Genomic DNA, 26412 nt, shown 5'->3' with positions numbered 1-26412 from the left:
GCGGGCATAAGCCAGCCCGCTTTTACACATTTTTTCATTACTTCCATAACGCGTGCTTAGCACGATAGCAGTCTACCCACATCGCTGTGGCACCACAAACCGCGACCGGCATGATGAACAGATTGAGCACCGGAATCATGGTGAACAGGCTGGTCAATGCGCCAAATTGCATATTGGTGACCTTGCGTGTGCGCAGCGCGACGCGCATCTCCTTAAAAGGCACCTTATGGTTATCAAACGGATAATCGCAGTACTGAATGGCCAGCATCCACGCGCTGAACAGGAACCACAGCACCGGGGCGACGGTCTGCCCAATACCCGGAATGAAATAGAGGATCAGCAACACGACGGCGCGCGGGAGATACCACGCCAGCTTTTGCCATTCACGTTTCATAATACGGGGAACATCTTTCATGATGCCGAGAACGCCGGTGTCAGGCGGTGTTGCGCCTGTTAAGCGCGCTTCCAGTTGTTCAGCCAGCAGACCGTTAAACGGCGCTGCAATCCAGTTGGCTATGGTGGAAAACAGGTAGCCGAACACCAGTAGTACGGAGATAGTGACAATCGGCCACAGCAAGTAGCTGAGCCACTGAAGCCAGTCAGGGACGTGACTCATCAGCGCAGGGATCCAGCTATCGAGTTGTGTGAATAGCCACCAGAATGCGCCGCCCATCAGCAGGATATTCACCAGCAAAGGCAGGATGACAAAGCGACGAATGCCCGGTTGGGTGATGAGCTTCCATCCCTGTGAAAAGTAATAAAGGCCGCTGCGAGGTACGACTGCAGATGATGAAACCATGGTCAGGACATACTCCTTGTTATATAAGCTCTGGTAAACTTTGCGTATCTTACCGGGTTGTTGAGCGTTAAGCTGTTCAGAAATGTTCGAAAAAACAGCAAAAAGCACAATTTTGTTCATCTTTATGCCGTGAAAGCCAAGAGTGCACTTGCACTTGGCGTAATCGACAAATACTCTTAGTGAGTAAATGTTTGCCGTGGTGGCAAGGTGTTAGAACAACAGAGAATATAATGATGCAGGATTTGCGTCTGATATTAATCATTGTTGGCGCGATCGCCATAATCGCTTTACTGGTACATGGTTTTTGGACTAGCCGTAAAGAGCGGTCTTCTATATTCCGCGATCGCCCACTGAAACGCATGAAGTCTAAACGTGAAGACGAGGATTCGTTCGACGACAACGTCGAGGAAGACGAAGGCGTGGGCGAAGTTCGCGTTCATCGTGTGAATCATGCTCCCGGTAACGCGCAGGAACATGGTGTTCCTCCTCAGTCGCCGCAACACCAGTACCAGCCGCAGCCTGTACAACCGCAGCAGCCGGTGCAGCATCAGCCTGTTCAGCAACAACCTGTGCAGCAGCCGATGCAGCATCAGCCCGTTGCTCCGCAGGTTCAGCAGCCCGTGCAGCAAGCACCGCAACCTGCGCCGCAGGCTTTCCAGCCCGCAGAGCCTGCCGTTGAACATCAACCGCAGCCTGAGCCGGTAGTTGAAGAAGCACCTGTTGTTGAAAAACCGCAGCGTAAAGAAGCTGTCATTATTATGAACGTTGCGGCGCATCACGGTAGTGAGCTCAACGGTGAAGTGCTGCTCAACAGCATTCAGCAAGCCGGTTTTAAATTTGGCGATATGAATATTTTCCATCGTCATTTGAGCCCGGATGGCAGCGGTCCTTCGCTGTTCAGCCTTGCAAATATGGTTAACCCAGGAACGTTTGACCCCGAAATGACGGGTGATTTCAGCACCCCTGGCGTGACTATTTTTATGCAGGTTCCGTCCTACGGTGACGAGCTGCAAAACTTTAAGCTGATGCTGCAGTCCGCACAGCACATTGCCGATGAAGTGGGTGGTGTGGTGCTCGACGATCAACGTCGCATGATGACGCCGCAGAAACTGCGCGAGTATCAGGACCGCATCCGCGAAGTTAAAGAATTTCGCGCCTGATTTTCCTCTGGCGTGACATCTCCTTGCTAAACCCCCGCCTGTCGGGGGTTTTTTATCATTGATGGTGCGATATGGAATCAATCGAACAACAACTGACAGAACTGCGAACCACGCTTCGCCATCATGAGTATCTCTACCATGTGATGGATGCGCCGGAAATTCCCGATGCGGAATATGATCGCCTGATGCGTGAACTGCGCGAGCTGGAAGCGCAGCATCCAGACCTTATCACTCCCGACTCGCCAACCCAGCGTGTTGGCGCCGCCCCGTTAGCAGCGTTCAGCCAGATTCGCCATGAAGTGCCAATGCTGTCGCTGGATAACGTGTTTGATGAAGAGAGTTTTCTCGCCTTCAACAAGCGCGTGCAGGACCGACTGAAGAGTACGGACAAACTAACCTGGTGCTGCGAACTGAAGCTGGACGGGCTGGCGGTCAGTATCCTGTATGAAAACGGTGTGCTGGTCAGTGCCGCAACGCGTGGTGATGGTACCACGGGGGAGGACATTACCTCGAACGTGCGCACCATCCGTGCGATCCCATTAAAACTGCGAGGCGATAACATTCCGACGCGTCTGGAAGTGCGTGGTGAAGTGTTCCTGCCGCAGGCCGGATTTGAAAAAATTAACGAAGAGGCCCGCCGTACTGGCAACAAAGTGTTTGCTAACCCACGTAACGCAGCGGCCGGGTCATTGCGCCAGCTCGATCCACGTATTACAGCGAAGCGACCGCTTACTTTCTTCTGCTATGGCGTTGGTGTGCTGGAAGGTGGTGTGTTGCCTGATACCCACCTGGGCCGTCTGCTGCAATTTAAAGAGTGGGGATTGCCGGTGAGCGACAGAGTTAAGCTTTGCGACTCTCCGGAGGAAGTACTTGCTTACTATCACAAGGTTGAAGAAGACCGACCGACGCTGGGATTCGATATCGACGGTGTGGTGATTAAAGTCAACTCTATGGCGTTGCAGGAGCAACTGGGTTTTGTTGCCCGCGCGCCGCGCTGGGCGGTGGCCTTTAAGTTCCCGGCGCAAGAGCAGATGACCTTTGTTCGCGATGTTGAGTTTCAGGTCGGACGTACCGGGGCGATTACGCCCGTCGCTCGTCTTGAGCCGGTTCAGGTTGCCGGGGTTCTGGTCAGTAACGCCACTCTGCATAATGCCGATGAAATCGATCGTCTGGGGTTGCGTATTGGCGATAAAGTCGTTATTCGCCGGGCGGGCGATGTGATCCCGCAGGTCGTCAACGTGGTGCTTTCCGAGCGCCCGGAAGAGACGCGTGAAATTGTGTTTCCACAGCATTGTCCGGTGTGCGGGTCTGATGTTGAACGTGTGGAAGGCGAAGCGGTCGCTCGCTGTACTGGCGGCCTGATCTGCGGGGCACAGCGTAAGGAGTCGTTGAAACACTTTGTTTCTCGCCGCGCGCTCGATGTTGACGGTATGGGCGACAAAATTATCGATCAACTGGTCGAGAAAGAGTATGTCCATACGCCAGCAGATCTCTTCACCCTGACGGCAGGTAAGCTGACCGGCCTTGATCGTATGGGGCCGAAATCGGCGCAAAACGTGGTGAATGCGCTGGAAAAAGCGAAAGAAACGACGTTTGCCCGTTTCCTCTACGCGCTGGGCATTCGTGAAGTCGGCGAGGCCACAGCCGCAGGTCTGGCGGCGCATTTTGGCACCCTTGAGGCGCTGGAAGCGGCTTCCATTGAAGAGCTGCAAAAAGTGCCGGATGTCGGCATTGTGGTAGCGACCCACGTGTTTAATTTCTTTGCTGAAGAGAGCAACCGCGAGGTGATCGTCCAACTGCTGGCGCAGGGGATTCACTGGCCGGCGCCGGTGGTCATCAACGCTGAAGAAATCGACAGCCCCTTCGCGGGTAAAACGGTAGTGCTGACCGGGAGCCTGAGCCTGATGTCACGCGACGACGCCAAAGCGCGACTGACCGAGTTGGGTGCAAAAGTAGCCGGCAGCGTATCGAAGAAAACCGACCTGGTGATTGCCGGTGAAGCGGCGGGTTCGAAGCTGGCAAAAGCGCAGGAACTGGGTATTGCCGTGATCGATGAAGCTGAAATGATCCGCTTACTGGGTGCCTGAGATGGAAAAAGAGCAGCTGGTTGAAATCGCCAATACCGTGATGCCCTTTGGCAAATATAAAGGGCGTCGGCTGATTGATGTACCGGAAGAGTATCTGCTGTGGTTTGCCCGTAAAGATGAATTCCCGCCGGGCAAGCTCGGCGAGCTGATGCAAATCACGCTGCTGATTAAAACTGAAGGGCTGACGCAACTGGTGCAGCCCCTGAAACGCCCTCTCTAAGCCTTTGCGGCGCGGCTTTTCTGCTGCGCCTGCAATGCGTCTGTTTGTTGCTTGTAGCGACGTGCCAGCACGGCACACACCATCAGCTGAATTTGATGGAAGATCATCAACGGCAGCACCATCATTCCTATCACTGACGTCGGGAACAGAATATTTGCCATTGGGATCCCATTCGCCAGGCTCTTTTTCGAACCACAAAAGACAATGGTGATCTCATCGGCTTTGTTGAAGCCGCATTTCCGCGCAACAAAGACGTTGATGCCAATCACGATTGCCAGCAATACGATGCTGACCACCACGATAAACAACAGCGAACCAATCCCCACTTTGTGCCAGATCCCGTTAACCACGGCTTCACTGAAGGCGGAGTACACCACCAGCAAGATGGAGGATTGGTCCGTTTTGGCGATCCATTTTTTATGTCGGGACACCCAGTTACCAATCCACGGACGTGAAAGATGTCCCAGTACGAACGGCAGCAACAGTTGCAGCATGATTTTCCCCACCTGCTCCAGACTGCCTTCTGCGCCATGCATATTCATTACCAGGCCAACCAGTAACGGCGAGAGAAAAATACCCAGCAGGCTGGAGGCCGAAGCGGAACACACGGCGGCAGCAACGTTACCCCCCGCCAGCGACGTAAAAGCGATTGCCGACTGCACCGTGGCCGGCAAAATACACAGGTACAGGAAACCGGTGTACAGCATCGGGTCAACATTTACCGGTGCCCACCAGGCGAACAGAACGCCCAGCACCGGGAAAACAACAAACGTGCTGCACATCACCCACAGATGTAAACGCCAGTGACTACCGCCGGCAATAATGGCTTCACGCGAAAGCTTCGCCCCGTGCATAAAAAACAGTAGGGCAATGGCAGCGGTGGTTAAGCCTTCAAAGAAAGGTACAAAGCCACCTTCGGCCGGGAAAAAGGACGCCAGTAAAACGACCGTAATCAACGTTATCGTGAACGGATCAAGGATACGAAAAAGTTTCATAAAAGCTCCTGAAATTCGGTAGGAACATTTTGCGTTTTTCTGTTTGAGAAATAAAATTGATTTATTGCATCCATATATGAATCGAATAGATGAATTACTCTCTGCGTCAGCTCCGTATCTTTGTTACCGTCGCTCAGGCCAAAAGCTTTAGCCGGGCGGGGGATATCATTGGCTTAAGCCAGTCTGCGGTCAGCCACAGCGTTAAAGAGCTGGAAGGGCAGACGGGTGTGCGGTTGTTAGATAGAACAACGCGGGAAGTGGTGCTGACGGAAGCAGGGCACCAGTTGGCGGCGCGGCTGGAACGTATTCTGGATGAACTGCACAGCACGCTGCGTGAAGCAGGCCAGGTGGGAACGCAGTTAACCGGAACGGTGCGCGTTGCCGCCAGCCAGACAATATCTGCTCACCTTATTCCACAGTGTATTGCCCAGAGTAATCAGCTTTATCCAGCAATCGATTTTGTGCTGCACGACAGGCCGCAACAGTGGGTGCTGGAGAGTATTCGTCAGGGCGAGGTAGATTTTGGCATTGTGATAGATCCAGGTGCTGTGACCGATCTGCAGTGTGAAGCGGTGTTATCCGAACCGTTCCTGCTGTTGTGTCGAGGGGATCATCCGCTAGCCCAACGCGAATGGGTAAATTGGCAGGATTTATATCATGAGCGCCTGGTATTACAGGATTACGCTTCCGGCAGTCGACCGTTGATCGATGCGGCGCTGGCTCACTTTTCCATTGAGGCCAATATTGTTCAGGAGATTGGTCACCCTGCCACGCTTTTCCCGATGGTTGAGGCGGGGATTGGTATCAGCGTGCTGCCTGCGCTGGCGCTTCCTTTGCCACAGGGCAGCCATTTGCAGGTTAAACGCCTGACGCCGGTTGTGGAACGACAATTGATGCTGGCACGACGTAAAAATCGTTCTTTATCGACTGCGGCTCAGGCGCTGTGGGACGTAGTACGGATGCAGGCCAGTGAATTAACCGCCGGTCGGGCACGGGATCCTTTGTACCAGCTTTAACGATATGGCTGGTGTTTGTCATGTCGTTAAGTTTGGCTTTCAGTATCGATGAACTGATCGTTAACTTTTATATTTTTACCCGGCACCGGACTACCTCTTTATATTTATAAATTCTCCTGCGATATTCTTAGGCAATTGCTCAGCTTGCGGATTTGTAAGGCTATTTTAAATTATTACTTTTTTTCTTGACCTTCCACTTGCTGGAAGGTTGATACTCTTTATACGCAAGTACGGATAGCAGTATCTAATACAATGATGTATGGCGATTGATTAATGAAATGACTAAGCAATTTATACAGTAACTCGTTATAGGTAGAATTAACACGATCCCGATGGAGTAATATTAGTGACATGTTAAATAATCCTACAATAGCTGGTTGCTGAAACTAATCCGGTAAATATATTTAACTAATGGGGTATTGGCGGCGATGATAAGCAAAAATAAAATTTTAATTGCAATGCAAATTAGTATGCTGGCATGGTCTGGTTATACGTTTGCAGCAGACAGAGTGTATGTAGCAAATGAAGGTGCAGATTCAGTTAATGTACTTGATGCTGCGTCTTTAAAGACTGTAGATAAAGTACATGTTGGTAAAATGCCGCATAACGTTCAGGTGTCACCAGACAATAAAACAGTTTGGGTAACCAACCTTGGTGCTAACGGGACACATTCATCAGGCTCTGAACATATGGATATGAGTAAAGATACCCATTCTGAGAAGATGGACATGGGCAAAGATTCTCATGCAGGCAAAAAGGAACATGGCGAAGTTTGGGTTATTAATGCCGAGAATGATACAGTTATTGCAAAACTTCAGGTTGGCGCACACCCTGCGCATGTTGTCGTCACCCCTGATGGGAAAATGGCGTATATCTCAAATAGTGCAGATAACACCATCAGCGTGATTGATGCAGAGCATTTGAAAAATCTAACGACAATTAATGTAGGTAAGTTCCCTCATGGCCTCAGAGTGAGTCCTGACGGTAAAGAAGTTTATATCGCGAATATGAAAGGGGGCTCGGTATCCGTTGTTGATACAGCCAGTAATAAAGAAGTCGCGCAGATCCCATTAGGTAAAATGCCAGCCCAGGTAGGTTTCTCACCGGACGGAAAACTGGTGTTTGTTTCCCTGTCTGGTGAAGACGCTGTAGCGGTGATTGATACAGCAACGCGTAAAGTTGTGAAGAAAATTAATGTCGGTACCGTACCAATCCAGCTGTTTGGCACTCCGGATGGTAAAAGCATGCTGGTAACCAATCAGGGCTCGAAGAGCAAGCCGGGTAACACAATAAACATGATTGATATCGCAAGCCTTACGTTAGCGAAAACTATCACCACTGGCAATGGGGCCCATGGCGTGGTTGTCGATAAAAATGGCAAATATGCTTACGTAACTAACTCATTTGCAAACTCTGTCTCGATGATTGACATTAATGAGCGTAAGGTAGTGAACACGCTCCCGGTAGACAACAACCCAAATGGTATTAGCTGGGGCTCTGTTGACGTGACGCCTAAATAACTGTGCTAGCATTTATCAATACCCGTCATTCGCTGGCGGGTATTTTCATAAATATTCTATAAATAAAGGAACGACAGATGAGAAAGCCGGAGCGGACAAAAACGCTGCCTAGTAAGTTCAATTTTGATGATACTGTAAACAGACTCGTCAGCGTATTGAATGCTAAAAATATTCGTATTTTTGTGCAGGTTGATCAACAGCAAGCGGCAACGGATGTAGGTCTTGCTCTGCGACCGACGATGTTATTTCTGTTTGGTAACCCAAAGGGTGGTACTCCTGCCATGCAAGCAAATCCTCATGCGGCAATAGAGTTACCCCTACGGGTGGTTATTTGGCAGGATGATAATGGTGATACCCATATAGATTATCAGGATGCAAGTACTGTTCTGGAGATTGATTATGGTGTTGCACATAATGTTGTTGCTCCAGTTAGCATCCTGGCAACCCTTCTTAACGAAGTAGCCGGTAATTAATTGCAAATAACACTAAGTACCTCGTGGATATTTAGTGTTATTTTCTGCGTTTATTATGCAAGTATTTAACCCGCTATAATAAACCTATTGAACAATACATTTGATGTTCATTACTCTTCAATATTTGTCGATTCGTCTATTTTATAAATAGAAGGATTTTTGTTTGCAATATTATGTGAAGAGTATATCTTGACGCTCAAATATTAATATGTAAGTTATGAGGATAGTTATGAAAAAGACATTAGTCACATCATTGGCCGCTTCTTTGTGTTTTCTCAGTCTGTCTGCCTTTGCTGCTACAGAAATCTCGCAACAAGAAGCCAATAGTTTAAAGCATGTCAAGTCAATCACCGTAACGGAAAATACGGTGAATCAATGTATGCACAAAATTTCGAAAATGGCAGATAAAGAAGGTGCTGATTTCTTTGTTATTAAGAACTTCTCTTCTATAGGCAATGGTTCTCAGGCTGTAGTGACCAGCGAACTCTATAAGAAGTAAACAGCAGTTTCCCCCATTTAAATTATTGATTAGCGAAAGTACGTTGTTGTACCTGCTTTCGCTTATTAATACATCAACAAATGTTTGTCAGTCATTCTCAGGGCGGGTTTTGTCAGCCCACTCGTCTGACGAATTCCAGATATGTTGGTACTCCTTGCCATTTCTGGCAGAAAAAAAATGTGAGTTCAGGCCGATTTAGCACATGCCATCTATACCGATTTACTATCGGTTATCGGGATAAACGGTATTGGTAATCGATTGCGTAGTCTCGCTATAACAATGCGGTACGCTACGTTATTTCGATTACTCAGTATTAAGGACATCTCATGAGCCACTCTCTTTTCTCGCAAAATCCCTGGTATAGCGCTGATATCATTCGTGGTTACAAACCGGATTTTACGCCGCGCGTAGCCTTTATCCTCGGCTCCGGCCTGGGGGCGTTGGCGGATCAAATTGAGGATGCGGCTGCCATCTCTTACGAGAAACTACCAGGGTTCCCGGTGAGTACCGTACACGGCCATGCTGGTGAACTGGTGTTGGGAAATCTGGCGGGAATTCCGGTGGCCTGTATGAAAGGACGTGGACATTTCTATGAAGGTCGCGGTATGACGGTGATGACGGATGCCATTCGTACGCTGAAACTGCTGGGCTGTGAGCTGCTGTTTTGCACCAATGCCGCAGGCTCTTTGCGTCCCGAAGTCGGACCGGGTAGCCTCGTTGCGCTTAGCGATCACATCAATACGATGCCGGGTACGCCGATGGTAGGGCCAAACGATGAGCGTTTTGGTGAGCGATTCTTTTCACTGGCGAATGCCTATGATGCTGACTACCGTGCGATCCTGCAAACTGTTGCCGCTGAGGAAGGGTTCCCGCTGAGTGAAGGGGTTTTTGTCTCGTATCCGGGGCCGAACTTTGAAACCGCGGCAGAAATCCGCATGATGCAAGTTATCGGTGGTGACGTGGTGGGGATGTCGGTGGTGCCTGAAGTTATCTCTGCGCGCCACTGCGGTTTGAAAGTGGTTGCGGTGGCGGCCATCACCAACCTGGCGGAAGGTCTGGGTGATGTTAAATTATCTCATGCGCAGACGCTGGCTGCGGCGGAACTCTCCCGGCAGAATTTCATCAATTTGATATGCGGATTCTTGCGCAAACTGGCCTGAATAACTAAAAAATGACCCCGCTTGCGGGGTCTTACTTTATGGCAAGGAACGGAAAAATGGGTATCGCATCTCGCTTAAAGCTCATGTCGTTTTTGCAATATTTCATCTGGGGAAGCTGGTTGGTAACCCTGGGTTCCTACATGATTAATACCCTGGATTTTACCGGCGCGAATGTGGGTATGGTCTACAGTTCGAAAGGGCTGGCGGCGATTATCATGCCGGGCATTATGGGCATCATTGCCGATAAATGGCTACGCGCCGATCGCGCCTATATGCTTTGTCATCTGGTGTGTGCGGGCGTGTTGCTATATGCCACAACCGTTACCGATCCGCAGACTATGTTTTGGGTGATGCTGGTTAACGCAATGGCGTATATGCCGACGATTGCCTTATCGAATAGCGTCTCATACTCGTGTCTGGCACAATCGGGTCAGGATCCGGTCACCGCTTTCCCCCCCATTCGCGTGTTTGGCACTATAGGGTTTATTGTGGCCATGTGGACGGTGAGCCTGATGGGACTGGAGCTGAGCAGTGCGCAACTGTATATCGCTTCTGGCGCATCGTTATTGCTGGCTCTGTATGCGTTGACGTTGCCGAAAATCCCGGTTGCTGAGAAGAAAGCAAACACCACGCTTGCCAGCAAGCTCGGTCTGGACGCCTTTGTCCTGTTTAAAAAACCGCAGATGGCAATCTTCTTTTTGTTTGCGATGATGCTGGGGGCGGTGTTGCAAATCACCAACGTCTTTGGCAATCCGTTCCTGCATGATTTTGCCCGTAATCCTGAGTTTGCCGACAGTTTTGTGGTGAAGTACCCCTCCATATTGCTTTCAGTTTCGCAGATGGCGGAGGTGGGCTTTATTCTCACTATTCCGTACTTCCTTAAACGCTTTGGCATTAAAACGGTGATGCTGATGAGCATGCTGGCATGGACGCTGCGCTTTGGCTTCTTTGCCTTTGGCGATCCGTCGCCGTTTGGTTTTGTGCTGCTGCTGATGTCGATGATCGTCTACGGCTGTGCGTTTGATTTCTTCAATATCTCGGGATCGGTATTTGTCGAGCAGGAGGTTAGCTCTAACATTCGCGCCAGCGCGCAGGGGCTATTTATGACGATGGTCAACGGCGTGGGCGCGTGGGTGGGTTCAATCCTGAGCGGGATGGCGGTAGATTACTTCTCTGTCGATGGCGTTAAGGATTGGCAAACCATCTGGCTGGTGTTTGCCGCGTATGCGTTAACACTTGCGGTTATCTTTGCATTGTTCTTTAAGTACAGGCATGAGCCTGAACGACTGGCACAGAAATCACCGGCACATTAACACTCCATTGGCGGCGGGTTCTGATACCCGCCGTTTCATTATCTGCGAGGCAATGTGGTAACTTTGCGCATTATCCTTATTTCAGGAGCGCATTATCCATGGAACGCACGTACCGTATCGATCTGAAGTTACTGCGTTATTTTCTTGCTGTCGCAGAAGAACTGCATTTTGGACGCGCTGCTGCTCGCCTGAATATGTCGCAACCGCCGCTCAGTACCCATATTAAAGAGCTGGAGCAACAGCTCGGCACTTTGCTATTTATCCGTCATTCTCGCAGCGTGGCGTTAACTCACGCGGGAAAGATATTGATGGAAGAGTCGCGCCGACTGTTATCCAGTGCCAATCAGGCGCTGGCGAGAGTGGAGCAAATTGGTCGTGGTGAGGCAGGGCGAATTGAGCTTGGCGTTATCGGTACAGCGATGTGGGGAAAAATGCGTCCGGTGATGCGGCGTTTTATGAAGGATAATCCCAATGTTGAGGTGCTGTTTCGCGAGAACATGCCCGCGATGCAGATGACGATGCTGGAACGGCGTGAACTGGATGCAGGAATTTGGCGGATGGCTACGGAGCTTTCTCCCGGGTTTACCAGTTTGCGTTTGCATGAGTCCTCTTTTCTGGTTGCCATGCCGGAAGAACATCCTCTTACTGCCTGTGAGTCCATACCGCTGGAGGCGCTGAGAAATGAATATTTTGTCACAATGCCTTCCATTCATACTGACTGGGCATTTTTGCAGCGAGTTTGCCTGAGTGCTGGATTTTCCCCGATGATTATTCGTGAGGTGAGGGAGCCGCAAACGGTGCTGGCGATGATCAGCATGGGGATTGGTATTACGTTAATTGCTGACAGCTATGCGCAGATGAATTGGCCTGGCGTGGTATTTCGACCGTTAGAGGAACGTATTCCGGCGGATTTGTATATTGTGTATGACCAACTGCAGGCGACACCCGCGCTGGAGAAACTGGTAGCGGCATTGACGATGTGATGTCTGTGCCGGATGGCGACTGACGTCTTATCCGGCCTACGTGTGTAGTGTTGTCTGTGCCGGATGGCGACTGACGTCTTATCCGGCCTACGTGTGTAGTGTTGTCTGTGCCGGATGGCGACTGACGTCTTATCCGGCCTACGTGTGCGGTATTGTCTGTGCCGGATGGCGACTGACGTCTTATCCGGCCTACGCGTGCGGTATTGTCTGTAGGCCTGATAAGCGTAGCGCATCAGGCGATGCAGGTTCGAATCTTATAAATCGCAGATAGCAAAAAGGCGCCTTTAGGGCGCCTTTTTACATTGGTGGGTCGTGCAGGATTCGAACCTGCGACCAATTGATTAAAAGTCAACTGCTCTACCAACTGAGCTAACGACCCGAAGTGGTGGGTGATGACGGGATCGAACCGCCGACCCCCTCCTTGTAAGGGAGGTGCTCTCCCAGCTGAGCTAATCACCCACTTCGGTACTTCAATTTTATTGTAAGAAATCCAGCTGGCGAGAAAGTGGTGGGTGATGACGGGATCGAACCGCCGACCCCCTCCTTGTAAGGGAGGTGCTCTCCCAGCTGAGCTAATCACCCACTTCTCAATTTCTTACTCTACACGGCGGAGACTACATAAAGTAGTTGGTGGGTGATGACGGGTTCGAACCGCCGACCCCCTCCTTGTAAGGGAGGTGCTCTCCCAGCTGAGCTAATCACCCCCGCTGTGTGGAGTCGCATTATAGGGAGAGTTGAAAATGAGTCAACGCATTTTCTAAAGAATTTGTTCGTTCGTCGTAAATTTAAACAAAACGATCGCAAATCAATCCATGCAGCATGATTTGTATACGAAAATGGCAAAGCGTGATGTTCCAACCTGAACAACATTGAGGAATCAGGCCACAGTGATAGAATACGAGCCTGATAATCTTCCCAGGATTTGCCGGTTGTCGGCATCTTTATAAACGTAAGGCCATTTCATGAAAATCAAAACTCGCTTCGCGCCAAGCCCGACAGGTTACCTGCATGTCGGTGGTGCGCGTACTGCTCTATATTCCTGGCTTTTTGCACGTAACCATGACGGTGAGTTTGTGCTGCGTATTGAAGACACCGATCTTGAACGCTCCACTCCGGAAGCTATTGAAGCCATTATGGATGGCATGAACTGGCTGAATCTGGAATGGGATGAAGGCCCGTACTTCCAGACCAAACGTTTTGATCGCTACAACGCCGTGATTGATGAGATGCTGGAAGCCGGTACCGCGTATAAATGCTACTGCTCCAAAGAGCGTCTGGACGCACTGCGCGAAGAGCAGATGGCAAACGGTGAGAAGCCACGTTACGACGGTCGCTGCCGCCACGGCCATGAACATCATGCTGCTGATGAACCCTGCGTGGTGCGTTTTGCCAACCCGCAGGATGGCTCCGTTATTTTTGACGACCAGATCCGTGGGCCGATCGAATTCAGCAACCAGGAGCTGGACGATCTGATCATCCGCCGTACTGACGGTTCCCCGACCTACAACTTCTGTGTTGTTGTCGACGATTGGGATATGGAAATCACCCACGTTATTCGTGGTGAAGACCATATCAACAACACTCCGCGTCAGATTAACATCCTGAAAGCGCTGAATGCGCCGGTGCCGGTTTATGCACACGTGTCGATGATCAACGGCGACGACGGTAAAAAACTCTCTAAACGTCACGGTGCGGTCAGCGTTATGCAGTATCGCGACGACGGTTACCTGCCGGAAGCGCTGCTGAACTATCTGGTGCGTCTGGGCTGGTCCAGCGGCGATCAGGAAATCTTCACCCGTGAAGAGATGATCAAACTGTTCTCCCTTGGTGCGGTGAGCAAGTCTGCCAGTGCGTTCAACACCGAAAAACTGCAGTGGCTGAACCATCACTACATTAATTCGCTGGCGCCTGAATATGTGGCAACGCATCTGCAATGGCATATTGAGCAGGAAAATATCGATACTCGCGTCGGCCCGCAGCTGTCTGAGCTGGTTAAACTGCTGGGTGAGCGCTGCAAAACGCTGAAAGAGATGGCGCAGAGCTGCCGCTACTTCTACGAAGACTTTGCTGAGTTCGACGCGGATGCAGCTAAGAAACACCTACGTCCGGTAGCGCGTCAGCCGCTGGAAGTGGTTCGCGATAAGCTGGCTGCTATCAGCGAGTGGACGGCAGAAAACGTGCATCACGCGATTCAGGCAACCGCTGATGAGCTGGAAGTGGGTATGGGTAAAGTTGGGATGCCGCTGCGCGTAGCCGTAACCGGCGCGGGTCAGTCTCCGGCGTTAGACGTAACGGTGCATGCGATTGGTAAATCCCGCAGCATTGAGCGTATTAATAAAGCGCTGGCGTTTATTGCTGAGCGTGAAAGCCAGCAGTAAGACCGGTTGAGCGATGAAACAACGGCAGGAGCGCATCCTGCCGTTTTTTTTGCCTGTTATTCAGACTCATCAATACCCAGACGGGTAAGGAAAGTGCGAATACCTTCGCGCGAAATATACATTGCCAGCTTTTCTTGTTCCGTTGGGGACATGTTGTCCAGTGCGCTAATTATCTGGCGACAGGCGTGGCTACGCACCACGTGGGTGTATTCTGCCAGCGGTTCCTCAGCCTGATAAATTTCAGGGACTTTGCGAAAAGCCGGAATATTGAGCAGAAACGTACGGACGCTGGAGTCGATATGGATCAGCCTTGCACGACCCCCTTTAACGCCGGGAAACTTTTCGGTGGTCCAGTTTTGTTCTCTGATCCAACGATTGACGGTTTGTTTGGCAACCCCGAGACATTCCGCTAGTTCTTCGGTCGTCATTTTGCTGCGTAATTTTTTCATATTATTTGTTGTCGCGGATCCCTAAGCGTTGTAACAAACCCGTAATGCCTTCACGCAGGATCAGTGACGTAAACATTTTTTGTTCTGACGGAGTCATCTCTTTGGCGAGCCTAATCAGTAGAGCTTCGATAGAGGTATCGCCGGATAACGATAAATTATCTGATAAACCTTCGGCTGAACGCTCAGCACTGCGAATGTATTCACGAACTTGTTCGGTGACGTGAACCAGACGCGCTTTACCGCCCTGTACGCCTGGTTTTGGTGATGTAGCCCAACCCTCCTTGCGCACCCATTTATTGATGGTCTGTCGGCTGTATCCGGTCAGATTAGCAAGTTCTTCTGGCGTCATCCGTTCCTTGAACATAACGATTCCCTGAATAGTCGTGGGGTTAATTAGTGGCTCATTTTATAGCACCATTTTAGTAGAAACCGTGACGCGTTTAACTACTGAATGCGAGTTGTTACGCAATGTTCTTCATTTGACTGCTTTTTCAGCGATTGAATTCTATGAGTTAATTTTGCCGTTGACACACGCGAAGGGAATTCATATGATGCCGCCCGTCAACTCGACAAGCTTTACGTAATGGGGCTATAGCTCAGCTGGGAGAGCGCTTGCATGGCATGCAAGAGGTCAGCGGTTCGATCCCGCTTAGCTCCACCAAATTTAATCCCAATGAATTTGGTATGTACGTAATAGCATCGTGGGGCTATAGCTCAGCTGGGAGAGCGCTTGCATGGCATGCAAGAGGTCAGCGGTTCGATCCCGCTTAGCTCCACCAAAATTTAAACCCTCGCTGAAAAGCGGGGGTTTTTTGTTTCTGTATCCTACCTGTTCTTACCCTGTATCTCTTCGGTTTGCTGAATAGCAGGCATAAAAAAACCGGGGAGAAGAATCTCCCCGGTCTTATCAATACGACGTTATCTTACGCTTACAGCACCAGTGCGGCGATAGATGCAGACAGTACGCTCACCAGCGTAGAGCCGTACACCAGCTTCAGACCGAAGCGGGAAACCACGTTACCTTGCTCTTCGTTCAGACCTTTAATCGCACCGGCGATAATACCGATGGAAGAGAAGTTAGCGAAGGAGACCAGGAACACGGACAGGATACCTTCTGCACGCGGAGAGAGCGTGGCGGCAATTTTCTGCAGATCCATCATCGCGACGAATTCGTTGGAAACCAGTTTGGTTGCCATGATACTGCCCACCTGCAGCGCTTCGCTGGACGGCACACCCATTACCCATGCAACCGGGTAGAAGATGTAGCCCAGGATGCCCTGGAAGGAGATGCTGTAGCCAAACCAGCCGGTCACGGTGGCGAACAGGGCGTTCAGGGCTGCGATTAGCGCGATGAAACCAATCAGCATCGCCGCAACGATAATTGCCACTTTGAAACCTGCCAGGATGTATTCACCCAGCATTTCGAAGAAGCTCTGGCCTTCGTGCAGGTTAGACATCTGAATGTTTTCTTCGCTGGCATCAACGGTGTACGGGTTGATCAGCGACAGCACGATAAAGGTGCTGAACATGTTCAGAACCAGCGCTGCAACCACGTACTTCGGCTCCAGCATGGTCATGTACGCGCCGACGATAGACATGGAAACGGTCGACATCGCCGTTGCAGCCATGGTGTACATACGGTTGCGAGACATTTTGCCGAGAATATCTTTATAGGCGATAAAGTTCTCGGACTGACCCAGGATCAGGGAGCTGACGGCGTTGAAGGATTCCAGCTTGCCCATACCGTTCACTTTGGATAACAGGAAACCAATCGCGCGGATGATAACCGGCAGAACGCGGATATGCTGCAAAATACCGATAAGAGCGGAAATGAAGACGATTGGGCACAGCACTTTCAGGAAGAAGAATGCCAAGCCTTTGTCGTTCATGCTGCCGAAGACAAAGTTTGTCCCTTCATTAGCGAATCCGAGGAGTTTTTCAAACATCTCGGAGAAGCCTCTCACGAAGCCCAGACCGACATCAGAGTTCAGGAAGAACCATGCCAGTAACACTTCAATAACAAGCAATTGAATAACATAACGAATGCGGATTTTTTTACGGTCACTGCTTACCAGCAGTGCGAGTACCGCAACCACGGCAAGGGCCAGGACGAAATGAAGAACGCGGTCCATATTTGCTCCAAATATGAGGCAGGTTTAGTTTTCGTGCACATTCTATGTAACAACCATAAAGAAAACGAGATCAAACACACACTATAATAAGGACCTGTGACGAGATTCAAAATTAGTGATCGGTGATACACTTCTGTTATGTTTAGTATGGAAGTGAAAAGTTATGTCATTGTGCTAATCTCATAACAATAATTAAACATCTCACCGGTATTTCCAGAATCCTTATCGATCCATAGACAAACGCTATCAGAGAAATCAACTTCACCCATTAAAATGAATTTGATAATCATTCTCAATAGGCGTAGCTTGAAACATAGCAAAGGCTATGTTTCTGAGGCACTAAAATGACTAACGATCGCGTTGAGAGTAGCAGTGGACGGGCAGCGCGCAAGTTGAAGCTCGCATTAATGGGACCTGCGTTCATCGCGGCGATCGGCTACATCGATCCGGGCAACTTCGCCACCAACATCCAGGCAGGGGCCAGCTTTGGCTATAAACTGTTGTGGGTGGTGGTCTGGGCAAATCTGATGGCAATGCTGATTCAGGTGCTGTCGGCAAAGCTGGGTATTGCCACGGGTAAAAACCTGGCGGAGCAAATTCGCGATCACTATCCTCGTCCGGTGGTGTGGTTCTACTGGGTGCAGGCCGAAATTATCGCCATGGCGACAGACCTTGCTGAATTCATTGGTGCCGCGATTGGTTTCAAATTGATCCTCGGCGTGTCGTTATTGCAGGGGGCCGTGCTCACCGGTATCGCGACTTTTTTGATTCTGATGTTGCAGCGCCGTGGGCAAAAACCGCTGGAAAAAGTGATTGGCGGCTTGCTGCTGTTTGTGGCTGCGGCTTACATTGTGGAACTGATCTTTTCCCAGCCGAACTTCGCGCAACTTAGCAAGGGAATGGTTATCCCGAGCCTGCCTAATTCCGAAGCGGTGTTCCTGGCGGCTGGCGTGCTCGGCGCGACTATCATGCCACACGTCATTTATCTGCACTCTTCCTTAACTCAGCATCTGCACGGCGGAACACGTCAACAGCGCTATGCGGCCACGAAATGGGATGTGGCAATCGCCATGACGATTGCTGGATTTGTCAATCTTGCGATGATGGCGACGGCTGCCGCTGCATTTCACTTTAGCGGGCATACCGGTATTGCCGATCTCGATCAAGCGTATCTGACACTTGAACCGCTGTTGAGTCACGCTGCGGCGACGGTATTCGGTTTAAGCCTGGTGGCTGCGGGACTTTCTTCTACCGTGGTCGGTACGTTGGCCGGGCAGGTGGTGATGCAAGGGTTTATCCGCTTTCACATTCCGCTTTGGGTACGCCGTACCGTCACCATGATGCCATCATTTATTGTGATTTTGATGGGACTGGATCCGACGCGCATTCTGGTGATGAGCCAGGTATTGCTCAGTTTTGGTATTGCACTGGCGCTGGTGCCGCTACTGATCTTTACCAGTGACGGTAAGCTGATGGGCGATTTGGTGAATACCCGTTGGGTAAAACAGGTAGGTTGGGTGATTGTTGTGCTGGTGGTGGCGCTCAATATCTGGCTGTTGGTAGGAACCGCACTCGGTTTGTAAAAACAAAAGGGCCTGTTGGCCCTTTTGTTACATTAATGATGATGTTTGTGGCCACGCCCGCGACCGCGGTGGTCGTCACGATCGTTCCAGCCTTCACGATAACCACGCTCATAAGCTTTGCGTTTGTCCCAGCCACGATGGTAGCCGTTGTCATGACGCCACCAGCGATTTTTGCGCCACTCATAGTTATGGTGCCAGTAATCCCGGTCGCGCCAGCGGCCGCCATCCCAGTAGTTACCGTAGTTATCGCGATCGCCAATTTGTAATTTTATTGATGGCAGCAGGGTGATTTCGCCAGCGTTCGCGGCCAGCGGTGTAAAAGCCAATAAGACTGCCGCCAGAATCAGTGACCTGAACATGTTTTCTCTCCTTCACGATCGAGCCGTAGCCGGCCTGTTAACGTAATATTACGGGGCAGTAAAGCCCCGTTTCATCGCCTTAACTCTTAAATCGCAAGTGAGAGCACTTTTTGTTAATAAATGTGTCTTTATTTCAATCAACTCAGGATAGCATCAATCTCCGCGCACTCTTCAGACGTAAAGTGACGGTTTGCCAGCATACCGACAGCGTCTTCAATCTGCGCCGTTTTACTCGCGCCAATCAGCACGGACGTGACTTTGTCATCCCGTAACACCCATGCTAGCGCCATTTGGGAAAGCTTTTGCCCGCGTCGTTCTGCCAGCACATTCAGCGCCCGCACTTTTTCCAGTTTTTGTGGAGTGATCTGGTCCGGATTCAGAAAGCGACTGGTGCTTGCCGCACGAGAATCCGCAGGAATGCCGTTCAGATAGCGGTCGGTTAACTGTCCGCCAGCCAGCGGTGAGAAGGCGATACTGCCGACACCTTTTTCCTGTAATAGCGACAGCAAGCCGCCTTCGACCCAACGTTCAAACATGGAATATTTGGGCTGGTGAATAAGGCATGGCGTACCTAAATCGTCGAGTATTTCAATCGCCTGCCTGGCAAGATCTGCTGGATAGTTAGACAACCCGACGTACAGCGCTTTGCCCTGACGGACGATGTGATCCAGCGCGCGCATGGTTTCTCTGAGCGGTGTTTCAGGGTCGGGGCGATGGTGGTAGAAGATATCGACATACTCCAGCCCCAGACGCTTCAGGCTTTGATCGAGACTGGCAATCAGATATTTGCGTGAACCCCAATCACCGTAGGGACCTTCCCACATGGTGTAGCCCGCTTTTGTGGAGATAATAAGCTCATCTCGCCACGGTAAAAAATCTTCCTGCAGGATCCGACCAAAATTCCGTTCTGCCGAACCCGGCGGTGGACCATAGTTATTTGCCAGATCAAAATGGTTAATCCCCAGATCGAATGCGCGCTGTAACAATGCGCGACTGTTCTCGACCTGCGTGGTATCGCCAAAATTGTGCCACAAACCCAGAGAGACAATCGGGAGCTTAAGGCCGCTTTGACCGCAGCGGCGGTACTCCATTGTCTGATAACGATTTTCATCTGCGTGATAAACCATGTCACCTCCCTTCCACAATGCGTGTGTCTTTCAGTGTATACGGTTACACCGTCGATTCTTCAATGAATTTTAACCGCCAAAACTGTAAATCCTGCTTTCCACCCTTTCACAGCGACTTTCCTGGACAGTCATCACAGTTCTTCGATACTCAACATGAGGTTACCGTCAGAAGGATAGCTGTCATGCAAACCCCGTATTCCGTTGCTGATTATCTGCTGGACAGGCTGGCAGGCTGTGGCGTCGGCCATCTCTTTGGTGTGCCGGGCGATTATAATTTGCAGTTTCTTGACCACGTGATTGAACATCCCAACGTATGTTGGGTCGGGTGTGCGAATGAATTGAATGCGGCTTATGCGGCAGATGGCTATGCCCGGGTATCCGGGGTTGGGGCGCTGCTCACCACGTTTGGTGTGGGGGAGTTAAGCGCAATTAACGGTATCGCGGGTAGCTTCGCGGAATATGTTCCTGTTTTGCATATTGTCGGCGCACCCTGTCGCGGCGCGCAGCGTCGCGGAGAGTTGATGCATCACACTTTGGGTGACGGTGACTTTCAGCATTTTTACCGCATGCAGCAGGCAGTAACAACGGCCAGCGCGATACTGGATGAACAAAATGCCTGCTATGAAATTGACCGTGTGTTGCGAATGATGCTCAGCGAGCGCAGGCCGGGCTATCTGATGCTACCTGCTGATGTGGCTAAACAGCCTGCTACGCCACCGAATGATATTATGAGTGTTCCTCTGAGCGAGCCGGAAAGCAGCGTGATAGAGGCGTTTCGCTACCATGCCCGTGAACGATTGCTGGACAGCCCACGCGTAGCGTTGCTGGCCGACTTCCTCGCGCTGCGTTTTGGTCTGCAGCCGGTTTTACAGCGCTGGATGGTGGAAACGCCGATGGCTCATGCCACGTTGTTGATGGGCAAAGGACTGTTTGATGAGCGTCACCCGGCGTTTGTTGGCACGTACAGCGCCGGAGCCAGCAGCGATTATGTACGTCAGGCTATAGAAGATGCCGATACGATAATGTGTGTCGGCACACAATTTGTCGACACCTTGACTGCTGGGTTTACACAACAGCTACCGCAGGATCGCACCATTGACGTTCAGCCCCATGCGTCACGAATTGGATCCCACTGGTTTAACATCCCGATGGAGCAGGCGGTCACCACATTACGTGAGCTGTGCCTGGAAATGTCGTTTTCTCTACCGCCAGAACGTCCGCCAATTAGGCATGTTCAGGTTGAGAATGGCCCACTGACGCAGGAAAACTTCTGGCACACGGTGCAGCAGTTTCTGAAGCCTGATGACATTATCCTCGTCGATCAGGGAACCGCCGCCTTTGGCGCGGCTGCGCTCTCACTACCTTGCGGGGCGGAAGTACTGGTTCAACCGTTGTGGGGATCTATCGGCTACGCGCTCCCGGCGGCATTCGGCGCGCAAACGGCCTGTCCGGACCGTCGGGTGATCCTGATTATTGGTGATGGCGCGGCGCAGCTCACCATTCAGGAGCTGGGCTCCATGCTCAGAGACGGGCAATCGCCGGTTATTTTACTGCTCAACAATGACGGATATACCGTGGAGCGGGCCATACATGGGGCAAATCAGCGCTATAACGACATCGCCGCCTGGAGCTGGACGTCGGTGCCGCAGGCGTTTAGCCGTGAATGTCAGGCCGAATGTTGGCGGGTGAAGCAGGCGGTACAGCTGGAAGAGGTGCTGGCCCGGTTGTCCCATCCGCAACGACTGTCGTTAATTGAGGTGGTGCTACCGAAAGCCGATCTTCCTGAATTATTGCGCACGGTGACCCGTGCGCTGGAATCTCGCAACGGCGGATAGCTATTTATCAGGGCGCTCAGCGACCATCATCGGTTTGCCTGCCAGCAACAGCCAGGCGGGCAGCATGACGATGCACAGCAGCGGCAGCAGGGTGGAATCTGGCACCACCACTGCTGCCATAAACAGGCTCAGCCAGGCGTCACGGGTGACGACCAGCACCAGCCCGAGAATAGAGCAAGAAACCGTGATGGCAGCCGGCACAGCTTCAACATGGGCGTGCAGCATCAGGCCAAGTGCGACGCCAACGAATACCGCCGGGAAGATTCGTCCGCCGCGAAAACCACTCGCCGCTGCTACCACCAATGCCGTTAGTTTGATCACGGCGAGCATGAAATAATCTGATGTCCCCAGCGTTTGGCTAAACGCCATTTGCTGCATTTCGTCCAGTCCCTTAAACAAGGTAAGCGGCCCGCCGATAACACCCAAAATACCAAGGATAAAACCGCCTGCCCCGAGGATCAGCACCGGGTGTCTTAATCGATGCATTAAATGGTGCAAACGCGGCAGACACCAGACGGCAACCATCCCAGCGGCAATGGCGATGGCAGCAACAACCGCGCCGCTGAGGATATCGATCAAGTGCATCTGCGTGTAGTGCGCGATGGGCAGTGAAAAATGGGGGTGAAAAAACAGGCTGGTGGTTAGCGAACCCGCGGCGGCGGCCATTAACGGTGCAAACAGGCGATCCCACAAGGGCACATCGTTTGAGCTATTTAGCGTTTGCGAAAATATCAGCGCGGCGGCAACGGGGGTACCAAATAGCGCGCCGATGGTGCCGGCAGAGGCGAGAATGGTCCAGTCCAGCTTGGCAATGCGCGGAAACATGCGGCTACCAAGTGCCACTGCCAGTGCGATATTCACGGTCATGATGGGGTGTTCCGGACCCAGACTGACGCCACCCGCGAGGCCGAGGATTAACGCTGCCAGCAGGCCCGGTATTGCTGACGTTGGCACCGGCATACCAATTAACGGTTCACAGGCCGGATCCGGGCCTGCGTGGCCATGGCTGTAACGGATAACTAACCCGACCATGATCCCCGTGAGTGTCAGCATACCGATAATCCAGACCGGAGAGTCCTGGGCTATACCGATGCTAACAGGCAGACGTTCCCACAAAAACTGCTGTAAAACGGAAGCCACTTTCATCACAACGATCAACACCAGGCTGGACGCTATGCCAATGATTAGCGCTGGGGTTGATAGCAAGAGCATCGTTCTGGCTCGCGGATGGAGCATTTTCTATTCCTTAAAACAGAGTCATAGACATAGTTTGCACAGCCTGCCTGACGACATCGCTGCAAATGGTGCTGAAACGATAAAGTAATTGTGTGATCTGGATCGATTTTCCACGGGCATCAGCCTTCAGACCGTTGTTGTTATGTCCCCATGAATTTACAGTGTGGCAAAGATTTATTCTGACTTTAGCGGAGCAGTGGAAGAATGACAAAATATGCTTTAGTAGGGGATGTTGGCGGCACCAACGCGCGTCTTGCTCTGTGCGATATTGCCAGTGGCGAGATTTCGCAGGCAAAAACCTATTCCGGGTTGGATTATCCAAGTCTGGAGGCGGTGGTGCGCGTGTACCTGGATGAGCATAGCGTTAGCGTTGAAGATGGTTGTATTGCCATTGCCTGTCCGATAACCGGCGACTGGGTGGCAATGACCAACCATACCTGGGCGTTCTCTATTGCTGAGATGAAAAAAAACCTGGGCTTCAGCCATCTGGAAATCATCAATGATTTCACCGCTGTGTCGATGGCGATCCCGATGCTGAAAAAAGAGCATTTAATCCAGTTTGGTGGCGCGGAACCTGTTGAAGGTAAACCTATTGCTGTTTATGGCGCAGGAACCGGGCTCGGCGTGGCGCATCTGGTCCACGTGGATAAACGCTGGGTAAGCCTCCCTGGTGAAGGCGGCCACGTGGATTTTGCGCCTAACAGCGAGGAAGAGGGAATTATCCTTGAGGTTCTGCGCGCGGAAATAGGTCACGTGTCCGCAGAACGCGTGCTGTCGGGTCCGGGACTGGTGAATCTGTATCGCGCGATCGTTAAATCTGACGGACGCCTGCCGGAAAATCTGCAGCCGAAGGATATCACCGCACGGGCGCTGGAAGATTCCTGCATTGACTGTCGTCGTGCGCTGTCGCTGTTCTGCGTCATCATGGGACGTTTTGGTGGCGATCTGGCGTTAACGCTGGGCACATTTGGCGGTGTGTACATCGCCGGCGGCATTGTGCCGCGCTTCCTCGACTTTTTTAAAGCGTCGGGCTTCCGCGGTGGTTTTGAAGATAAAGGTCGTTTTAAAGCCTACGTGCAGGATATTCCGGTGTATCTGATCGTGCACGATAATCCAGGACTACTTGGCGCTGGTGCGCATTTACGTCAGACGCTGGGCCACATTTTGTAAGGTCAGGGCCGGATGGCGCTCAGCGCTTATCCGGCCTTGTCGTTCTGGCTGTTCATATTTTCTAAAATTATCTTGATCATCTGTTGTTCAAATAAATCGGCATGCAGGTATCTTGTGTTTTTATATTTTTTATCGGTATCCAGATAGGGTTGATGCAAACAACATTCTGGCGGCGTGCATGAGATCAGGGTGTTAATAAGGTCAATTGGTTTAGGGTATTCAACAAATAGCGGGCCATGGCGATAGTTATTTTTATTTTGCCATTCCGCCAGATCGTCCATGAAACACTCTGCGGTTGGTTTTGGCATCGCGCTGGCTTTATCTTTGCCCAATACAATATAAGCCATGTTGTATAACCCGTGCGCGTATGGCCAGAACATTTTATGGAGCTTAGTGAGTCCCGGTTCTCTCAATGCAGATACGCTTTTACAATATAAATCGAGTTGTGTCCCTGCTTCTGTCACATCCTCATCCAGGAGCGCCATCAGGTAGCGGAGGATGAACATATCGCTTGCTGTCTGCTTCGTGGCCAGTACCTTTTGCGCTCTTTTTCTGGCATCCACTGCAAAGTCTGCACGTTTGTACCACACCGCCATCATTAAATTCGTCATGGCCAGGTTAACAGGGTGACCGTTATCACTCATGCCCAATTTTTCAGGCAATAAGAGCGGTACTCGGTCAAATAAACCCGCGGCAAGAATCTCCAGTGTCGTCCATACATTAATACTGTGATCGCAGCCTGAGTCCACACCCTGCGTCACATGTTTAATCATCGCAGACTGTTGCAGGGATAAGTGCAGAGATTCCATATCATTTGACTGTATCGCGGTTTTATATCCTAATAAATCCGGGCTGCGCTTCATGCGCAGCATAAAAAGCCATGAACTCAGCTGTTGTTGCAGTGAATAATCCAGATGGCATTGTTCATGAATATCCAGGCACTCAGCTAAATAATCGTCCGTACTTATCCATATCAGGGCATTTTTTTCCGCTTCTTTTGCGTATTCGCGTAGATATGTACGTTGATATTTTTCGCTCAGCTTTGCCATGACATCACCTGTAAAAAATAGAGTGACGACCAATATACTACAAACTTAGTTCCGCTATCCCGTTCGTCGCGGAAACGACTGAAAGCGCGCTGTACTCTCCATTCGTCACGCTTTTTCAGCACTATAAATGCATTAATTGTCTGAATTCTTTCACTTTGCTCCGACTAACCGGGATTTCAAATTCCAGATCCTTTAAACGCAGAATATAAGTGTTGTTAAACCAGGGTTCGATCTCGCGGATTTTATTCAGATTTACGCAGAACGAACGGTGGCAGCGGAAGAAATGCGAAGCCGGCAGTTTGCTGCAAAATTCACTGATGTTCATCGGCATGACGTATGATTCTCGTCGCGTATAGACGAACGTCATCTTTTCATGCGCTTCAGCGTAGTAGATGTCGTTGATTGGGGTCACGATGATCCGCTCATCCTTGATCAGGTTGATCGTATCGTTTTCGCGGGCCACCGGACTTACAGGAGACGTTCCCGTTTGCTGTTGCTGCCAGGCGGCTTCCAGCTTTTGCAGCATACTGACAATGCGTGATTCCTGGTACGGCTTCAGAATGTAGTCAAAAGCTTCCAGTTCGAAGGCTTCAACAGCATGCTCTTTCCATGCGGTAATAAACACAATAAAGGGTTTATGCGCGAACTGGCTGATATTTTGTGCCAGCAATACGCCGTCCAGCGAGGGAATATTAATATCCAGAAAAATGGCGTCAACGCGGTTGTGCTGGAGATATTTCAGCACGTCCAGACCATCGTCAAACGTGCCGACAATCTCCATCTGGCTGTGCTCTTTTATCAGCCAGCTCAGTTCCTGTTGGGCCAGGAATTCATCTTCAACAATGATGACTTTCACGACTTCACTCCTG

General features: G+C 50.9%; 25 protein-coding genes and 6 tRNA genes. 17 read left to right on the top strand and 14 right to left on the bottom strand.

Translation table 11 applies throughout. The features are described from left to right. Nucleotides 1-37: 37 nt before the first annotated feature. A complete protein-coding gene (gene cysZ, locus OGY33_RS12650; protein ID WP_057066948.1) occupies nt 38-799 on the bottom strand; it encodes a sulfate transporter CysZ in 762 nt (253 codons plus the stop codon). A 230-nt stretch (nt 800-1029) separates the two neighbouring features. Here cysZ and zipA point away from each other — a divergent pair, with 230 nt between their 5' ends. The 3 genes from zipA to OGY33_RS12635 all read left to right on the top strand — a co-directional run bounded on the left by zipA (nt 1030) and on the right by OGY33_RS12635 (nt 4266). Beyond that, nucleotides 1030-1959 (top strand): cell division protein ZipA, encoded by a 930-nt coding sequence (gene zipA, locus OGY33_RS12645; RefSeq protein ID WP_191238252.1) that lies wholly within the window; start codon nt 1030-1032, stop codon nt 1957-1959. Between the two features lie 71 nt (nt 1960-2030). Then, nucleotides 2031-4046: an NAD-dependent DNA ligase LigA gene (ligA, locus tag OGY33_RS12640; protein ID WP_191238253.1), complete on the top strand. Its 2016-nt coding sequence runs from the start codon at nt 2031-2033 to the stop codon at nt 4044-4046. Between the two features lies 1 nt (nt 4047). Then, nucleotides 4048-4266, top strand: a complete 219-nt coding sequence (locus OGY33_RS12635; protein WP_003038102.1) for a DUF3820 family protein — start codon at nt 4048-4050, stop codon at nt 4264-4266. On the opposite strand, the gene OGY33_RS12630 is transcribed toward OGY33_RS12635, so the two are convergent. Next, nucleotides 4263-5261, bottom strand: a complete 999-nt coding sequence (locus tag OGY33_RS12630; RefSeq protein ID WP_003038103.1) for a bile acid:sodium symporter family protein — start codon at nt 5259-5261, stop codon at nt 4263-4265. The genes OGY33_RS12635 and OGY33_RS12630 overlap by 4 nt on opposite strands. Before the next feature lie 89 nt (nt 5262-5350). Here OGY33_RS12630 and OGY33_RS12625 point away from each other — a divergent pair, with 89 nt between their 5' ends. The 7 genes from OGY33_RS12625 (at nt 5351) to OGY33_RS12595 (ending at nt 12225) form a co-directional block, all read left to right on the top strand. Further along, nucleotides 5351-6277, top strand: coding sequence for a LysR family transcriptional regulator (locus OGY33_RS12625; protein WP_032944140.1), 927 nt, complete (start codon nt 5351-5353; stop codon nt 6275-6277). 428 nt (nt 6278-6705) lie between these two features. Beyond that, a complete protein-coding gene (locus OGY33_RS12620) occupies nt 6706-7797 on the top strand; it encodes a YVTN family beta-propeller repeat protein (protein ID WP_191238254.1) in 1092 nt (363 codons plus the stop codon). A gap of 77 nt (nt 7798-7874) precedes the next feature. Beyond that, nucleotides 7875-8270 (top strand): DUF302 domain-containing protein, encoded by a 396-nt coding sequence (locus tag OGY33_RS12615; protein ID WP_048215817.1) that lies wholly within the window; start codon nt 7875-7877, stop codon nt 8268-8270. Between the two features lie 229 nt (nt 8271-8499). Further along, complete coding sequence (locus OGY33_RS12610; RefSeq protein WP_008785396.1) at nt 8500-8769, top strand: YdgH/BhsA/McbA-like domain containing protein; 270 nt, start codon at nt 8500-8502, stop codon at nt 8767-8769. 326 nt (nt 8770-9095) lie between these two features. Continuing rightward, on the top strand, nt 9096-9929 hold the full coding sequence (gene xapA, locus OGY33_RS12605) for a xanthosine phosphorylase (protein ID WP_149608331.1): 834 nt from the start codon (nt 9096-9098) through the stop codon (nt 9927-9929). A 56-nt stretch (nt 9930-9985) separates the two neighbouring features. Continuing rightward, a complete protein-coding gene (locus tag OGY33_RS12600; protein WP_191238255.1) occupies nt 9986-11242 on the top strand; it encodes a nucleoside permease in 1257 nt (418 codons plus the stop codon). Nucleotides 11243-11340: 98 nt separating this feature from the next. Beyond that, nucleotides 11341-12225: a LysR family transcriptional regulator gene (locus tag OGY33_RS12595; protein ID WP_149608333.1), complete on the top strand. Its 885-nt coding sequence runs from the start codon at nt 11341-11343 to the stop codon at nt 12223-12225. Nucleotides 12226-12528: 303 nt separating this feature from the next. Here the strand turns inward: OGY33_RS12595 and OGY33_RS12590 are convergent. From OGY33_RS12590 to OGY33_RS12575, 4 genes are all read right to left on the bottom strand, one after another. Beyond that, nucleotides 12529-12604 (bottom strand) — tRNA-Lys (locus OGY33_RS12590). 4 nt (nt 12605-12608) lie between these two features. Beyond that, nucleotides 12609-12684, bottom strand: a tRNA-Val gene (locus OGY33_RS12585). Nucleotides 12685-12731: 47 nt separating this feature from the next. After that, nucleotides 12732-12807: transfer RNA gene (locus OGY33_RS12580), tRNA-Val, on the bottom strand. Nucleotides 12808-12853: 46 nt separating this feature from the next. Next, a tRNA-Val gene (locus OGY33_RS12575) sits at nt 12854-12929 on the bottom strand. Nucleotides 12930-13187: 258 nt separating this feature from the next. On the opposite strand from OGY33_RS12575, the gene gltX reads away from it, so the two are divergent. Next, nucleotides 13188-14603, top strand: coding sequence for a glutamate--tRNA ligase (gene gltX / locus OGY33_RS12570; protein ID WP_008785393.1), 1416 nt, complete (start codon nt 13188-13190; stop codon nt 14601-14603). Between the two features lie 56 nt (nt 14604-14659). On the opposite strand, the gene OGY33_RS12565 is transcribed toward gltX, so the two are convergent. After that, complete coding sequence (locus OGY33_RS12565) at nt 14660-15052, bottom strand: MerR family transcriptional regulator (protein ID WP_003834896.1); 393 nt, start codon at nt 15050-15052, stop codon at nt 14660-14662. 1 nt (nt 15053) lies between these two features. After that, the gene (locus OGY33_RS12560) at nt 15054-15416 is read right to left on the bottom strand and encodes a YfeC-like transcriptional regulator (RefSeq protein WP_003028277.1); all 363 of its coding nucleotides are present in this window, start codon (nt 15414-15416) and stop codon (nt 15054-15056) included. Between the two features lie 221 nt (nt 15417-15637). Here OGY33_RS12560 and OGY33_RS12555 point away from each other — a divergent pair. Next, nucleotides 15638-15713, top strand: a tRNA-Ala gene (locus tag OGY33_RS12555). A gap of 42 nt (nt 15714-15755) precedes the next feature. After that, a tRNA-Ala gene (locus OGY33_RS12550) sits at nt 15756-15831 on the top strand. Between the two features lie 150 nt (nt 15832-15981). On the opposite strand, the gene nupC is transcribed toward OGY33_RS12550, so the two are convergent. Further along, a complete protein-coding gene (gene nupC / locus OGY33_RS12545) occupies nt 15982-17184 on the bottom strand; it encodes a nucleoside permease NupC (protein WP_003834893.1) in 1203 nt (400 codons plus the stop codon). Nucleotides 17185-17457: 273 nt separating this feature from the next. Between nupC and OGY33_RS24585 the strand changes: the two genes are divergently transcribed. Beyond that, the gene (locus OGY33_RS24585; RefSeq protein WP_418219455.1) at nt 17458-17532 is read left to right on the top strand and encodes a hypothetical protein; all 75 of its coding nucleotides are present in this window, start codon (nt 17458-17460) and stop codon (nt 17530-17532) included. Then, nucleotides 17529-18767, top strand: a complete 1239-nt coding sequence (locus tag OGY33_RS12540) for an Nramp family divalent metal transporter (RefSeq protein WP_008785392.1) — start codon at nt 17529-17531, stop codon at nt 18765-18767. Before OGY33_RS24585 ends, OGY33_RS12540 begins: the two co-directional genes overlap by 4 nt. Nucleotides 18768-18799: 32 nt before the next feature. Here OGY33_RS12540 and ypeC read toward each other — a convergent pair whose 3' ends face one another. Together ypeC and mgrA are read right to left on the bottom strand one after the other, a co-directional pair. Next, nucleotides 18800-19126 (bottom strand): DUF2502 domain-containing protein YpeC, encoded by a 327-nt coding sequence (gene ypeC, locus OGY33_RS12535; RefSeq protein ID WP_003834889.1) that lies wholly within the window; start codon nt 19124-19126, stop codon nt 18800-18802. A gap of 137 nt (nt 19127-19263) precedes the next feature. Continuing rightward, nucleotides 19264-20253, bottom strand: a complete 990-nt coding sequence (gene mgrA, locus OGY33_RS12530; protein WP_048234784.1) for an L-glyceraldehyde 3-phosphate reductase — start codon at nt 20251-20253, stop codon at nt 19264-19266. Nucleotides 20254-20435: 182 nt separating this feature from the next. Between mgrA and OGY33_RS12525 the strand changes: the two genes are divergently transcribed. After that, complete coding sequence (locus OGY33_RS12525) at nt 20436-22088, top strand: alpha-keto acid decarboxylase family protein (protein WP_111465282.1); 1653 nt, start codon at nt 20436-20438, stop codon at nt 22086-22088. Here OGY33_RS12525 and OGY33_RS12520 read toward each other — a convergent pair whose 3' ends face one another. Beyond that, nucleotides 22089-23324 carry an ion channel protein gene (locus OGY33_RS12520; RefSeq protein WP_032944118.1) on the bottom strand — a complete coding sequence of 412 codons (1236 nt, stop codon included), beginning with the start codon at nt 23322-23324 and terminating at the stop codon, nt 22089-22091. A 204-nt stretch (nt 23325-23528) separates the two neighbouring features. Between OGY33_RS12520 and glk the strand changes: the two genes are divergently transcribed. Continuing rightward, the gene (gene glk, locus OGY33_RS12515; protein WP_003028256.1) at nt 23529-24494 is read left to right on the top strand and encodes a glucokinase; all 966 of its coding nucleotides are present in this window, start codon (nt 23529-23531) and stop codon (nt 24492-24494) included. A 26-nt stretch (nt 24495-24520) separates the two neighbouring features. On the opposite strand, the gene OGY33_RS12510 is transcribed toward glk, so the two are convergent. Together OGY33_RS12510 and OGY33_RS12505 are read right to left on the bottom strand one after the other, a co-directional pair. After that, nucleotides 24521-25543, bottom strand: coding sequence for a hypothetical protein (locus OGY33_RS12510; RefSeq protein WP_149607689.1), 1023 nt, complete (start codon nt 25541-25543; stop codon nt 24521-24523). A 121-nt stretch (nt 25544-25664) separates the two neighbouring features. Continuing rightward, nucleotides 25665-26399: a LytR/AlgR family response regulator transcription factor gene (locus tag OGY33_RS12505; protein WP_003834866.1), complete on the bottom strand. Its 735-nt coding sequence runs from the start codon at nt 26397-26399 to the stop codon at nt 25665-25667. Nucleotides 26400-26412 lie beyond the last annotated feature (13 nt).

The organism is Citrobacter sp. Cpo032 (genome assembly GCF_030332975.1).
In the GTDB taxonomy this organism is placed as follows: domain Bacteria; phylum Pseudomonadota; class Gammaproteobacteria; order Enterobacterales; family Enterobacteriaceae; genus Citrobacter; species Citrobacter portucalensis.
Note: the sequence above shows the minus strand (reverse complement) of the source record. Positions and strands in the feature narration are given on the sequence as shown.